The organism is Spirosoma koreense (genome assembly GCF_054777875.1).
In genome coordinates, this window is the sequence record NZ_BAAHAC010000005.1 from 515954 (window position 1) to 529512 (window position 13559).

At 52.8% G+C, this 13559-nt stretch carries 14 protein-coding genes; 9 read left to right on the forward strand and 5 right to left on the reverse strand.

The window, feature by feature from the left end; all coding sequences use genetic code 11:
• The first annotated feature begins 10 nt into the window (after positions 1–10).
• The gene (locus tag ACYVC2_RS07920; protein WP_461101764.1) at positions 11–1270 is read left to right on the forward strand and encodes a L,D-transpeptidase family protein; all 1260 of its coding nucleotides are present in this window, start codon (positions 11–13) and stop codon (positions 1268–1270) included.
• 152 nt (positions 1271–1422) lie between these two features.
• Here the strand turns inward: ACYVC2_RS07920 and ACYVC2_RS07925 are convergent, their stop codons facing one another.
• On the reverse strand, positions 1423–1767 hold the full coding sequence (locus ACYVC2_RS07925; protein ID WP_461101765.1) for a DUF6970 domain-containing protein: 345 nt from the start codon (positions 1765–1767) through the stop codon (positions 1423–1425).
• A 175-nt stretch (positions 1768–1942) separates the two neighbouring features.
• On the opposite strand from ACYVC2_RS07925, the gene ACYVC2_RS07930 reads away from it, so the two are divergent.
• Entirely contained in the window at positions 1943–2488 is a 546-nt protein-coding gene (locus tag ACYVC2_RS07930) for a hypothetical protein (RefSeq protein WP_461101766.1), read from the forward strand.
• Positions 2489–2536: 48 nt separating this feature from the next.
• Here the strand turns inward: ACYVC2_RS07930 and ACYVC2_RS07935 are convergent, their stop codons facing one another.
• On the reverse strand, positions 2537–2803 hold the full coding sequence (locus ACYVC2_RS07935) for a hypothetical protein (RefSeq protein WP_461101767.1): 267 nt from the start codon (positions 2801–2803) through the stop codon (positions 2537–2539).
• 15 nt (positions 2804–2818) lie between these two features.
• Between ACYVC2_RS07935 and ACYVC2_RS07940 the strand changes: the two genes are divergently transcribed.
• The 4 genes from ACYVC2_RS07940 (at position 2819) to ACYVC2_RS07955 (ending at position 8124) form a co-directional block, all read left to right on the forward strand.
• The gene (locus ACYVC2_RS07940; RefSeq protein ID WP_461101768.1) at positions 2819–5605 is read left to right on the forward strand and encodes a TonB-dependent receptor; all 2787 of its coding nucleotides are present in this window, start codon (positions 2819–2821) and stop codon (positions 5603–5605) included.
• Between the two features lie 29 nt (positions 5606–5634).
• Positions 5635–6852: an MFS transporter gene (locus tag ACYVC2_RS07945; RefSeq protein WP_461101769.1), complete on the forward strand. Its 1218-nt coding sequence runs from the start codon at positions 5635–5637 to the stop codon at positions 6850–6852.
• A gap of 18 nt (positions 6853–6870) precedes the next feature.
• Complete coding sequence (locus ACYVC2_RS07950) at positions 6871–7422, forward strand: carboxymuconolactone decarboxylase family protein (protein ID WP_461101770.1); 552 nt, start codon at positions 6871–6873, stop codon at positions 7420–7422.
• A 120-nt stretch (positions 7423–7542) separates the two neighbouring features.
• Complete coding sequence (locus tag ACYVC2_RS07955) at positions 7543–8124, forward strand: carboxymuconolactone decarboxylase family protein (protein WP_461101771.1); 582 nt, start codon at positions 7543–7545, stop codon at positions 8122–8124.
• Positions 8125–8194: 70 nt separating this feature from the next.
• Here ACYVC2_RS07955 and ACYVC2_RS07960 read toward each other — a convergent pair whose 3' ends face one another.
• Together ACYVC2_RS07960 and ACYVC2_RS07965 are read right to left on the reverse strand one after the other, a co-directional pair.
• On the reverse strand, positions 8195–8761 hold the full coding sequence (locus ACYVC2_RS07960; RefSeq protein WP_461101772.1) for a carboxymuconolactone decarboxylase family protein: 567 nt from the start codon (positions 8759–8761) through the stop codon (positions 8195–8197).
• 28 nt (positions 8762–8789) lie between these two features.
• Positions 8790–9515: a murein L,D-transpeptidase catalytic domain family protein gene (locus ACYVC2_RS07965; RefSeq protein ID WP_461101773.1), complete on the reverse strand. Its 726-nt coding sequence runs from the start codon at positions 9513–9515 to the stop codon at positions 8790–8792.
• Between the two features lie 105 nt (positions 9516–9620).
• Between ACYVC2_RS07965 and ACYVC2_RS07970 the strand changes: the two genes are divergently transcribed.
• Positions 9621–10361 carry an EcsC family protein gene (locus ACYVC2_RS07970; protein ID WP_461101774.1) on the forward strand — a complete coding sequence of 247 codons (741 nt, stop codon included), beginning with the start codon at positions 9621–9623 and terminating at the stop codon, positions 10359–10361.
• A gap of 131 nt (positions 10362–10492) precedes the next feature.
• On the forward strand, positions 10493–11593 hold the full coding sequence (locus ACYVC2_RS07975) for an ATP-binding protein (protein ID WP_461101775.1): 1101 nt from the start codon (positions 10493–10495) through the stop codon (positions 11591–11593).
• Between the two features lie 187 nt (positions 11594–11780).
• On the opposite strand, the gene ACYVC2_RS07980 is transcribed toward ACYVC2_RS07975, so the two are convergent.
• Positions 11781–12476: a PorT family protein gene (locus tag ACYVC2_RS07980; protein ID WP_461101776.1), complete on the reverse strand. Its 696-nt coding sequence runs from the start codon at positions 12474–12476 to the stop codon at positions 11781–11783.
• Positions 12477–12568: 92 nt separating this feature from the next.
• On the opposite strand from ACYVC2_RS07980, the gene ACYVC2_RS07985 reads away from it, so the two are divergent.
• The gene (locus tag ACYVC2_RS07985; protein WP_461101777.1) at positions 12569–13498 is read left to right on the forward strand and encodes an EamA/RhaT family transporter; all 930 of its coding nucleotides are present in this window, start codon (positions 12569–12571) and stop codon (positions 13496–13498) included.
• The last annotated feature ends 61 nt before the right edge of the window (positions 13499–13559 follow it).

The following is a 13559-nucleotide window of genomic DNA, read 5'->3' on the forward strand; positions in this document are numbered from 1 at the left end:
CTGAATGAACATGGATAAACGGAAGGTTGGAATTTTGGTGGCTGCGGTCCTGGGAATGGGTATCCTGGTTTATTTCGGCTGGCAGCACATGGCCGATAAGGCAGCTAAACAGAAGCGGGAGCAAGCCGAAAAAGCGGCTCGCCAGGCCGAACTGGCGGCCCGAAAAGAGGCAGAGAAAGTTGCCCGGCTGGCTTTTGAAAAAGCCGTCCGCACATTGCACCGCGCCTGTCAGTATGCCGATTCGGTGGGGATCGATACGAGTCGGTATTCGGCACGGACGCGGACGAAAAAAGCCCAGGTCGATACGTTGCTGGCGCGCCTGTTGCTGGAAATTCGCTACGGGAAAAAACCGTCCGGGCTGGCCTACAGCGGACTGAAAGATAAAATTGATTCGGCCTGGATTCAGAAGGGCGAAGCGGCTCTTGAACCCGAATCATTGGCGAAGCTGTCGACATTTGTTCCCTACAACCGACTGATCGGGTACTATAACCGGATTCGGATGCGGGCCAGCGCCAATCCAAAGTCGGCCGATTCACTTCGGTTGATTCGGCAAACGCTCAACTTTTATCGGTATATCAACCGCTTCAATCCCGAGCAGTTTGTACTGGTGAACATTCCTTCGGGGCAGTTAAACGTGTTCGACAAAAAGGGCGAACGGTTGTTGCCGATGCAGGTAATTGCAGGTCGGCCCGACCGGCAAACGCCCCTGATGACGACCTATATTCAGAGCATTGTGATGTATCCACAGTGGAACGTGCCGGACAACATCGCCGTGGAAGAAATGTTGCCGCGTATGAAGCGGAATCTGTCTTTTATTTCGAGTCAGAACCTGGAAATACTCGATGACAAGAATCGGGAGGTCGATCCCGAAAAAATTAACTGGAAGAGCCTCTCGGCTACCAATTTTCCGTATCGGGTTCGGCAGGCGTCAGGTTGTGATAACTCGCTGGGATTGTTGAAATTCAACCTGGCCAACCCCCTGGCCATTTACCTACACGATACCAACAGCCGTGATCTGTTCGTGAAAACCACCGACCGCTGGCGGAGTCACGGTTGCGTGCGGGTGCAGAAACCCGTCGAACTGGCGAATCTGGTGCTGGGTGAGGAAGTATTCGACGATTCGTTCATGAAAGAATGCCTCCTGCATCAGAAACCGCAGACGCTGCCAATTCCCAAGCGGTTTCCGGTCTTTATCACCTACAATGTCGCCGACATCGACGAAAGCGGGAAGCTACGTTTCTATAAAGACGTGTACGGAATGCAGGAGTGATCGGTTTAATGAAGTTGTTCGTTCAATCAAGAATGATTTTTCTGTCATTCCGATGGCAGGAGGAATCTTATAGATCCTTATCAATCAAGTCCGAGATTCCTCCTGCCCGCATCGGCGGACCGGTCGGAATGACAGAAAATGTACGATAGAAACTACTTTCGCGTGTCTTCCCAGATCAGTTTTTCATCGGACCGTTTCGCGAAAAAATCGGTGCATTGGCCGTCGCCCCGTCCGGCAAAGCCGCCGTTCGGAAAGCAGATTAGGTTACAGTTTTCGTCGTAGAGCTTGCTGGGTATATCACAGCACCGGATTGGAATGAAGTAAACCCGTTTGCCCTGATAAACGTATTGAACTACCCGGGCAGGTGGGCTCCAGGTATGCTGGTGTCTGATCTGTTCGACCATTGCCCGCAGGCAATCGGGCGTACCCGTAGGAAGCTCGTCTGGTTGGTAATCCAGTCCCAGAAAAATAAAGGCGATGATGAATATAAATCGCATAGAACATCTGAATCCTATTCAGCTGATAAGAGCCGTTTTGGGGTAAAATCGTTGGAATCTGTTCATTCAGAGAAATAATTCCTGTTGATTGGCGAATGAAACCGGTCTGACTGTTGATTTTGTCTGAATTTGAGATTTAATTTGACGCAAATTAGTTCTTCGAAAATCCTGAACGGTGAAGAAAGTTGTTTCATTTGGTTTATTTCTGCTACTACTGGCCCACGTGATGGCAAATGTCATTGCGGGACTGGGTGCGTGGTGGCAGGAGGAACACGACCTGTCGAAACGACTGCTGGTGTACCGCTCTGTCGATAGCATCGTTGAGTTTGAAGTGCCGCTGGCGAGCAAAACGGACGGCCTGAATATGGCCCGGACAACGGAAGACGGGTTCAGCTACCGGGGGCATTATTACAACGTGGTCAGTCTGGATGTGCAGGGCGATACGCTCCACATTGCCGGACTGGAATCGACCAGCAAGTCGTTCTGGCAGCACGACCTGCTGAGCTTCCTGAACGACCACCTGAATACAAACTCCGATACCGGCCGGAAAGCCAGTCAGATTCTAAAATTCCTGCTTAAAGAGTATTCCCCAAGCTCAGCCGTTTCATTTCATTTCCTGAATAGCTCCTGGCGTGAATCGGTGCGGGTGCCCGAAAGCCCGTTCGCGTTTCTGACTCGTTCGGAACCCATGTTTTCTCCCCCTCCTGAACTCGCTGCCTGACAGCCGGTTCTGTTTCTTTTTGCCATTTACAAATCGATGGCTATCGGTCTATCTGTACCGGCAATCCGGATGATTTTGCGTCGACGTTAACGATTCGCTGCTGTAACCCGACTGGTTTTCAGGCCTATCGGCGCGTATTCGTTGCATCGGGCGCCCGTCTTCGCTGCCTGTCTGTTCGCCTGGTTCTTCGGAACAAGGTGTGCTGATCGGTGAATAAATGCTTTTTAATATCCTGATCAGATCGACCTGCTGATCCTCCTTATCCTGAACGCTCACGAGTGCGCTCTGTCGCACCTGTATAAGCCGTTCAGTCATTATTCACGACTTTTCATGAGAAAGACATACTTATTTTTACTTTTTACGACCTTATGCTGGCTCGGCTTATGTTCCGTAGGCTGGTCGCAACAGCCTACGGCTACCGGTATCATCACCGATGCCGAAACGGGAAAACCACTTGCCGGAGCTACGATTCTGATTAAGGGAAGTCGGCAGGGAACCACTTCCGATAGCCAGGGTCGATTCACATTAAAAACAACCGAAACGGCTCCGCAAACCCTGGTTATCTCCATGATCGGTTATGAGCGGCAGGAGGCCAGACTGACACCGGGGCAGGAGCTGAGGATTCGGTTGGTTTCGTCGGCAGAACAGCTCGATCAGGTCGTCATAGCGGCTTCGCGGGTGGAGGAAAGCATCCTTCGGTCGCCGGTCAGTATCGAAAAACTCGACGCCCGCGCCGTCCGGCAAACGCCCTCAGCTAATTACTTCGAAGCGCTCAACAATGTGAAGGGCGTTGACATGGTCACCAGCGGACTGACGTACCGCCAGATCAATACGCGCGGGTTTAATTCGACGGGGAACAGCCGCTTTCTTCAACTGGTGGATGGCGTCGATAATCAGTCGCCGGGACTTGGTTTCTCGGTTGGAAATCTGTTCGGCGTGGCCGATCTGGACGTTGAGTCGGCGGAGTTGATTCCCGGAGCGGCATCGGCACTCTATGGACCGGTGGCCTTCAATGGGCTGCTTTACACCAAAACAAAAAATCCGTTTGATTATCAGGGGTTGAGTGTTCAGCAGCGAACGGGCGTCAACCATGTTGCCGATCCAACGGGCGACGGGGCCAAACTATTTTCGGAAACATCCGTCCGTTACGCCAAAGCGTTTGGTAATCGGCTGGCTTTCAAACTCAATGCGTCGTATCTGACAGGTCGTGACTGGTACGCTGCCGATTATACTGACATCGATCCGAATACGAACGCCGAATCGCGTGGTCCGAACAACCCGGGCCGGAATGCACTGAATATTTATGGCGATGAAGTGGCGCAGACCCTTACCGATATTGGTCGGGTGTCGCGAACGGGCTATGCCGAAAAAGATTTGACCAATTACGATGTATACAGCCTAAAACTAAACGGCGCCATTCACTACCGGCTGACGAAAGACATTGAAGCCATTTACGCGATCAACGTCAGCCAGGGAACGGCGAATTATACGGGAAGCAGCCGCTTTATGCTCAACGACTTCCGGCTGACCCAGCACCGGCTCGAATTACGGGGTAAAAACTTTTTTATTCGGGCCTACTCCACCGCCGAGAACTCGAACAATTCCTACAACACCCGCTCGTTGGGACAGTTGATCAACCGAACCTGGGTTCGTGACCTGAACGGTAACGTGGTGACGCCCGATAAAGCTGACGCGACCTGGTTCGATCGGTATGCAACAGCTTTTGGCGGGAAAATCCAGGGTGTAACCGCGCAGAATAACGATGCGGCCCGCGCTTTTGCCGATCAGGGACGTTATCTGCCGGGCTCTCCCGAGTTTGACCGGGAAAAAGATCGGTACATCCACATTGCGGGTTTGCAGGGGGCGGGTGTGCTGAGCCAGAGTAAGTTATACCATGTAGAAGGGCTGTATGATTTTTCCCCACAGTTGCGTGTCGTTAACCTACAGGCGGGGGGCAACCTGCGGTATTACGCCATGGAAACCAACGGAACTCTGTTCGACGATAAGGAGAACAAGGTCCGGGTGAGCGAATTCGGAGCGTTCGTGCAGGCATCGAAAACACTGCTTTCGGATAAGCTGAAAGTGACTCTGTCGGGTCGGTACGACAAGAACCAGAACTTCGCGGGCAATTTTACCCCCCGGGCGTCGGCCGTGTTCTCGCCCAGCGACGCGCACCATTTTCGGGCCAGCTATCAGACGGGCTTTCGGAACCCGACCGTACCCGACCAGTTCATCAAGCTGAACGTAGGCCCCATCATCATTCTGGGGGGTGCTCCGGCCAACTCGGCGGGGCTGAATGCGTACGAAAACTCGTTTACGTCGGCCTCCGTTGGGGCGTTTGGGGCTGCTTTCGGACAGGACCTGGCGGCTGGGCTGTCGGCTCCGCAGGCAATTGCCAAAAACAAAGACAAACTGGTTAAATCGAATGTGCCCTACATCCGCCCCGAACAATCGCAGGCGTTTGAGATCGGGTACAAAGGCTTACTGATGCCCCGGCTGCTCCTGGATGTCAGTTACTACCACGGCCAGTATCGCAACTTCCTGATCAATCAGGTCGTGATTCGCCCGACAAATCCGGTATTACTGGCCGACGGCACCATCAATCCCGCTGCGGCCGCCGACGTGCTGACGGCTACCAACAGACAGGCGTTTCAGCTTTATACCAATGCAGCCGACCGGGTTTCGACGGATGGAGCCAGCGCGGGGCTGACGGCAACCCTGAACCGGGGCTATCTCCTCAACGCGAATGCAACCTGGGCGCAGTTCAACATTCTGGACGCTAACCCGAACAACATTCCGGCCTTTAACACTCCTCGCTTTAAAACCAACGTTGTGCTGAGCAACGACCGGCTGACCGACCGGTTTGGGTTTAGCGTGGCCTGGCACTGGCAGGAGGCTTTCAACTGGTACGGCACTTTTACCGAGAATGCCCCGGGTCGCATCCCGGCCTATTCGCTGCTCGATGCACAGGTCAGTTACCGGGTGCCGTCGCTGAAAACGACGCTTAAGCTGGGAGGCAGTAATCTGGCTAATAATTACGTCGTGCAGGCTTACGGCTCGGCTGCGGTGGGCGGGTTGTATTACCTGACGCTGACGTTCGATGAACTCATGCGGTAAGGTGTCATTGACTTTTAATTCATAATCCTATGGATCAGTTACTTAGGTCTCCTGTTGCTGCGAAAATCGATCGGGCCGACTGGCGTTCGTTTGGGCTTTGTTTCGCGTGTTATCTGATGGGGGGGACTGTCTCGACGGTATTATCCGTTTTCTTACCCGTCATTCTGCCGGATTTGAAGGCTACGGCTACCGCCGGCGCTATTCTGAACGCTTCCTTTCTGTATGGCTGGGTCATCGGCGGGATGGGCTTTGGCCTGATTGCCGATCGGCTGGGGCGGGTGAGGGCGCTTACCCTGGCTACGGCCCTGGTCGGAATTTTTACCCTACTGAGTGTCTGGTCCAGCGATTGGCTGATGCTGGCCGGGTTCCGGTTCATAGCAGGCATGGGCGTGGGCGGCATCCTGGTCGTTACCACCATTTACCTCTCAGAGATCTGGCCCGAGCGAGGTCGCCCAGTGGTGCTGGGCTTACTGGCCATGTCTTTTCCGGTCGGTATCGTGCTGGCGGGCAGCCTGAATCTGTTGTTTACGCAGTGGCGGCAGGTATTCTGGCTGGGCTTGCTGCCTCTGGGGCTGGCTCTGCTCGTCATGAGCGCCTTACCCGAATCGACCCGCTGGCAAACGGCCCGGACAACAAAAGCCTCAGATAGCCGGTCTATCTGGCAACCCGAATACCGGCTGAATCTGGTGCAGGGGGCGGTCATTTTCAGTGCGGTACTGATTGGTTTATGGGCGGTTTTTTCCTGGACACCTTCCTGGGTACAAACCCTTTTCACCAGTGAATCCGAAGCACGTCAGGCGCGCGGACTGACCATGATGCTGTTTGGTATGGGTGGTATTCTGGGCGGAGCTATTTCGGGTGTGCTCGTAAACCGACTCGGTATGCGTACAACGCTGTTAGGCACTTTTGCCGCCTGTTTACTAGCCTGCTGGCTGCTGTTCGGCACCAATCGACAGTTTTCGCCGGTGGTATATGCCGAAACGGCGCTGCTGTCGCTTTGCTTCGGTATAAGTCAGGGCACCCTGTCGAGCTTTATTCCTATGCTGTTCCCGACCACAGTTCGGGCAACCGCCACAGGCTTCTGCTTTAACATTGGCCGCATTCTGACAGCTACCGGCGTTTTTTTCGTCGGTTCGCTGGTGGGCGTGTTCGGTGGCTTGGGAAACGCTCTGCTTTTCTTTTCACTGGCGTTTGCCCTGGCGTTCGGCGCTACCTGGTTTAGCCGTCGATCCACTTTTGTTCAATAACCTTTAAAAACGAACGATATGCCACATATTTCATTACCAGACGGGGTTCCCGGAATCCGGAGCCTGGTCATGTACCGGCCCGATACGGGCAAACCGCTCTATGAACTGGCCCAGATTCTGCTGCGGGGCGATTCGCCCCTGAGCCAGGGCGAGCGCGAACTAATTGCGACCTACGTGTCGTCCCGAAATAACTGTAATTTCTGTACTCAGAGTCACGCAGCGGCTGCCCGAGCCTTATTCGGACTCGATCGTGAAGTTGTTGATTTTGTGCTGGATGAATACGAAACAGCACCCATTTCGGAGAAAATGAAGGCCCTGCTGACCATTGCCGGGCGTGTGCAGGCGGATGCGCGTACGGTCAGTGAGACCGACGTAGCCCGGGCGCGGGAGCAGGGCGCTACCGATCGCGACATCCACGACACGGTGCTGATTGCTGCTACGTTCTGTCTGTTTAATCGTTACGTCGATGGATTGGCAACCTTGTCGCCCACTGACCCGGCTGTTTATGAGCCTATGGGCGAGCGGCTGGCGAAAAACGGCTATGCATTACCAGCGAGTAATCCTGCCTGATAAAACAGTACCGGACAGTTCTGAGAGAGCTGTCCGGTAAGAAGCTATTCATTATAGGTTGGTTATATTCCCCACCTGCTTTGCGGGTGGGGATATATTGAACGCGAAACAAAATAAATCATGGCACATATCCAATTACCCGAAGGGCTACCCGGAATCCGGGGACCCATGGCCTTTAGCCCCGAAACGGCTAAACCGCTCAATCTACTTGTCGATCAGCTCCTGTGGTCGGCAGACAATACCCTGAGTCAGGGCGAGCGCGAACTGATCGCGACCTATGTATCGTCGGAAAACGATTGCCAGTACTGCCAGACGATTCACGGAGCAATTGCCAGCCAGTGGCTCGGCGATACCGACTGGAGTCTGGTCCGGCGGGTTAAACAGGACCCGGAAACAGCACCCATTTCGGAGAAAATGAAAGCCCTGCTTGCCATTGCCGGTAGTGTGCAGAAAGGCGGCAAGCACGTCACTACTGAGCAGATTGATCGGGCTAAAGGCCGGGGAGCGACGGACAAGGAAATTCACGATACGGTGCTCATTGCCGCAGCTTTCTGCATGTTTAACCGCTACGTCGACGGATTAGCTACGTTTATGCCGGAAGACACGTCATTCTTCCGGCAACGAGCTGTTATGATCTGCGAAAATGGGTATTCATCGTCGGTAGCCGCTGTACCGGTTAAGGCTAAAGAAGAAGCGGCCTGAACAACGTAGCGTGGGTAGAAACCCGCGATTGTTAACTGAAAAGCGTAAGTTTCTACCCGCGCTATGTTGTTCAGGCTTTTGCTTTCAGATGGTCATAGCCTTGGCTGAGCCGGTTATAGCCGTGGGTGGTAATACGCTCACCCAGGCGTGTATAGAAAGCCGGGTCGGTCGGGGTTACGCTGGCGAGCCCGTCGACATATTTGTTGTAGAGGCAAAACAGCGCGGCAATCAGCACCGTGTCGTGAATCTCCCGGTCGGTTGCGCCAACCGATTTAGCCCGATCAACTGCTTCGGGCGTTACGGCTCGTCCGTTTTTCTGGACTAGTGCAGCGATGTTCAGCAGAGCTTTCATTTTCTCCGAAACCGGCGCCGTTTCGTAATCCTGTTTGACTTGTTCGCAGGTTTTTGCTTCGCCGAGCAGCAAATCAGCGGCAGCTGTGTGAGCCGTTGTGCAGAACCGGCATTCGTTCCGGTGCGAGACCAGCGTAGCGATCAGTTCGCGTTCGCCTTCGGTCAGCGTCGATTCGCCCCGCAACAGGAGCTGGGTCAATTCGCGAATGGGCTGGGCCGAATCCTGGCGATATTCTAACAGGCCCGTAATGCCGGGCAAGTGGGCTTCAAGCGGAATGTGGGGCATAGGAAACGGATTTTACGGTAGTAACGACTTAAAAAGTCGGAAACTCGATTCCGTTACTCAGGTACGTCGATTTTTGTAAATAATCGGTATTGGGCGAATAAACGAAGAGGCAGGACCCACCTTTTACCGCCTGAATGATCCCTTTCGAATCGGCGTAAGGAACCGCCGGGCAACCCTGACTGCGGCCTAACCGGCCTGTTTTCCGGATAAAGTCTTCGCAAACATAATCGGCCCCGTGCAACACGATATTGCGGTTATAGACATTATCGTTGAAGCCTTTTTCCAGCCCTTTCAGTTGCAGCGACAGGCCATGTTTGCCCATGTAGGTGTTTAGCGTCTGGTAAAAACCCAGACTGCTCTGAAACGACGATTGCTTGTTCGAAAAGTGGTCGGGAACGACATCGCCGGAGTTTTGTCCGTGCGCCACATAGGTGTTGAAAAGGAGTTTTTTCTGCAGTAGATCAACTACATACAGCCGCTTGTGGGTCGATGGCTGACTAAGATCGACGATCGTCAGGGTCGACTTGGCTGTATCCATTTTGCGCCAGCCGCGCACTGCATACTCAAAAACGTCTTTGGTCAGACCTGCCTGACTAAGGTTCAGCTGGTCATAAACGTCGAGGTAAGGAATGTGTTTTGCCGATTTGGCAACGGAAGCGGGCTTAGCGACGACAAGGTTACGGGACGATTTTGAACCAGTGCTGACGAAATAAATGAGGGCGAAAGCAACCAGAAGCAAAAGAACATTCTTCATACAATGACAAGCGGGCGTTGTTAGATGTTTGAGGATGTATATAGTCAACAGCCTGACCGGCGTTTTAATTCGGTGAAGATAGCATTTTTCACTAAATTACTCCACATGACTCCCTACGAACAAGCCGTCCGCAACGAACTGACCCGCTGGCAGCAAGCCATGCAAAAACCACCGTCTACCTTCGGAAAACTTTCTACTGCCCTTCAGCACCGGATTAACCGCATCATTCCCAAAAAAGTACACGCCGTCATTACCGCCACCATCAAGCAGATGACCCGCGCCGTTTTGTTTGGAGCCGAGTTTTTGTCGCGTCAGCCGACCATCGGACAGACACTTGTCGAACGTGATGCCGCCGTAGCCCGTCGGATTGAATTTTACAAAAAAACGAGCGCTGCCGAGGGGGGCGTTACGGGCGCGGGTGGTTTTCTGCTGGGTCTGGCCGACTTCCCGATTCTGCTGGCCCTGAAAATGAAAATGCTGTTCGAAATTGCCAGTCTGTACGGCTTCCCGGTCAGCGATTATCGGGAGCGGGTTTTTATCCTGTACGTTTTTCAACTGGCCTTTTCGAGCCAGGAGCGCCGGCAGGAAGTCTATCGATACGTGGCGAACTGGCCTGAGCACAGCCGCCAGCTGCCCGACGATATTCATCAGTTCGACTGGCTGACGTTTCAGCAGGAATACCGCGACTACATCGATCTGGCTAAAATGGCACAACTGATTCCGGGTATCGGAGCCGCCGTGGGTATCGTCGTCAATTACCGACTGGTGAATCAGCTCGGGCGAACGGCTATGAATGCGTACCGGATGCGCCTGCTGGCCGAAGACAAAGCGTTACTGGCGAGATAAGCACATCAAACTATACAGCCCTCTTTTATAAATACCGTCAGTGTATTGACGCAATTTAGCTAAATTGCGTCAATACACTGACGGTATTTAGCTATTTTATGGAAATTGACCGATATCTACTCCCTATACTTGTGGAACATCTTGTTCCGGGTAAAGTAAACCTGATTTTTGGGCCAAGGCGGGTTGGTAAAACGTTCTTACTGCGAAAACTAGTTACACTGGTATCTTACTCTTACCGCTGGCTTGAGGGTGAGGATAGTGACACCCAGCAGATATTATCACAGCGGAGCGTTGCTAATTATCAGCGGCTCGTAGGTGATGCTGAACTACTGATTATTGACGAAGCACAGGCTATCCCTGCGGTGGGACAAGTACTGAAACTGCTAGTAGATCAGCTTCCACAATTACGTATTGTCGTTACGGGCTCTTCAGCTTTCGATCTACTGAACCTTTCCGGTGAGCCGCTAACTGGGCGGGCGTTTTTTCATCAGTTATACCCCATTGCACAAAGCGAACTTATTGTCAATGAAAATAGCTTGCAGACACGCCAACAGTTGGAGGACCGACTTGTAATGGGTAGTTATCCGGAATTATTTAACCTAACTACATCTACTCAGCGGGAGCGCTATTTGCGTGAGTTAGTGAATACTTATTTACTGAAAGATATTGTCGCTTTTGAAGGGATTCGGAATGCCGCTAAAGTTAAAAATTTGTTGCAACTGGTGGCATTTCAGATTGGTAAAGAGGTGTCGATGGAAGAACTCGGACGACAGCTACAGATAAGCAAGAATACGGTCGAGAAATACCTCGATCTGTTTACTAAAGTGTTTATTTTGGTAAAGGTTGGTGGATTCAGCCGGAACCTGCGTAAGGAAGTGACCAAAACTTCGCGCTGGTATTTTTTGGACAATGGCATCCGCAATGCCTTGATTGCTGACCTGCGCCCGTTAGTGCTTCGGCAGGATGTGGGCGAGCTTTGGGAAAATTACCTGATTGCAGAGCGTCTGAAGCAAATTCAGGCTGCGCAACGGTGGATAGATTATTATTTTTGGCGCACGTATGATCAGCAGGAAATCGACTGGGTCGAAGTAGAAAATGGTCAATTAAAGGCGTATGAATTCAAATGGAAATCAGACCGAGCCAAGCCACCTAAAGCGTTTGCTGAAGCCTATCCGGAAGCAGGCTTCGAACTGGTTAATCGAGAAAACTATTTGTCCTTTATTGTTGGATAACTTACTTATACCCTAACAATCCGACCGCTATCGTGCTAAAGCCCATAAACGGTCGGGTAATCTCGTCGATTAACCGCAGACTGTTGGCCGAATTGCATAACGGCTGGACCATTATCAGTAAAAATCCATACGAGCGTAGCAGTGGTTTCCTAGTAAGACGACGGTTGAACGCTGTGAGTCGAGCGACTTATTTACGCAGTTTAAGGGCGAACGAATAAGCCACCTGCATCTGTAAACCCAGCTCGAACGACGGGCTGTACATGCTGGCTCCGCCTAACTGTCCAAAACTGTAAGTGAACAGCGGCTGGGCCAGCAACGTATACCGGCCTGTTGGCCGATAAGCGACTCCAGCCCCCACAGCCACGTGAAAATAAGGCCTTGACGACGCCGGTTTCAGCCGCAGCCGCTGCGTCGATTCGCCGACCCGCGTTACGACCACACGCGATGTAACCGGAACATCGGTGAGCAGGCCAAACGAAAAATAGGGGGAGATCCGCCTTGTGGTGGATGCGTAATTGATGAAGAATGGAATCCGAAGCACCCGGTTGCGCAGAAACACCGTGCCGTCTCCCGCTGCGGGCAGCCGACTCTGGCGAGTGCTTAACTGATGAAACAGAATGCCTGACGAGACCGACCAGCCGGGCGCGTAGGCATACAGAACCGATACGCCCGCCGAAGCGCCTGTACTCCACCGGCGACCGTCCAGCCAAATGGGTTCGACAACCAGTCCGTCGCTTTCGGGGTACAGGTAGCGAGGTTTGTAATTTGTGTGAGCGGCCGTTGGTGAAAGCGTCAGCGAAACCGATGGCGTTCGGGCTTGTCCCCAACCAACGTGTGGGATAAAAACGATCAGCGTCGCCAGCAGGCATAGGGTCCTTTTCATGACGAAACGGCCATTTTCAGACCGGAAAGATACACGACCAACCCAATCGCCGGTTAACTTCGGCCCAGAATTACTCATTCACTCCCGCTCGTATGCTCTTTCTAGCTCTTAGCATCCTGCTCTCGGTGCTGCTGTTATTGAACTTTCGGGTATTTCCGCGCTACGACGTCAATACGTTTCAGGCCATCGTGTTCAATTATCCGGTGTGCTTTCTGACGGGCTTTCTGCTGCTGCCAGCGGGGCAATCGTTTACCATCGATTTCGCCCAGACCTGGACCTGGCTGGCCCTGGGCCTGGGCGTCGGGTTTATTCTGACGTTTCTGCTCTCGGGGGCATCGACGCAGCGCATGGGCATTACGGCGACCTCGCTGGCCAATAATCTGTCGCTGGTTATTCCGGTCTGTTTCAGCCTATTTGTTTTCCAGACCGGCGGTAAGGCATTCGATGCGCTGAACTACCTGGGACTAGTGCTGGCCGTTGTGGCTGTGGGATTAAGTACCTACAAAGAAGCCCTGCCGGTTGCCTCATCGGATTCAGATACCGGGGGGACAGCGTATCGGCTGGGGGCTAATGTGCTGTTGCCGATCGGGGTTTTTCTGTTCTACGGTGCCACCAACACCATGATCAATTATATGAATCTGCGTTATATCCCGTCGGCCGACAAAACCATACAGGTTACGCTGACGATGGTGGTCGGTGCCATTGCCGCCGGATTATTGATGCTGACGGTACGGCTGATTCAGGGGAAAGAAACGTTCCAGCCACGCAGCCTGATCGGAGCCGTAACGCTGGGCGTTCCCAATTTTCTGAGCTTCTATACACTGTTGCTGGCCTTATCAGCTTACGGTGGCAATGGGGCTTTTGTCTATCCGCTCTACAACATCGGGGTTATTCTGCTGGCGGCTTTGCTGGCGTCGCTGTTTTTTCGGGAAAAACTTTCAACTGTCAATAAAATAGGTCTGGCGCTGGCGGTAATGGCCATTGGCCTGATTTCGTGGCAGGAACTGAAAGCCATTGGCTGACCGAGTCAGAGGTAAGAGTAGGGGATAAGTGATCAAGCGCTTTTTAATGATAAACCGTTCG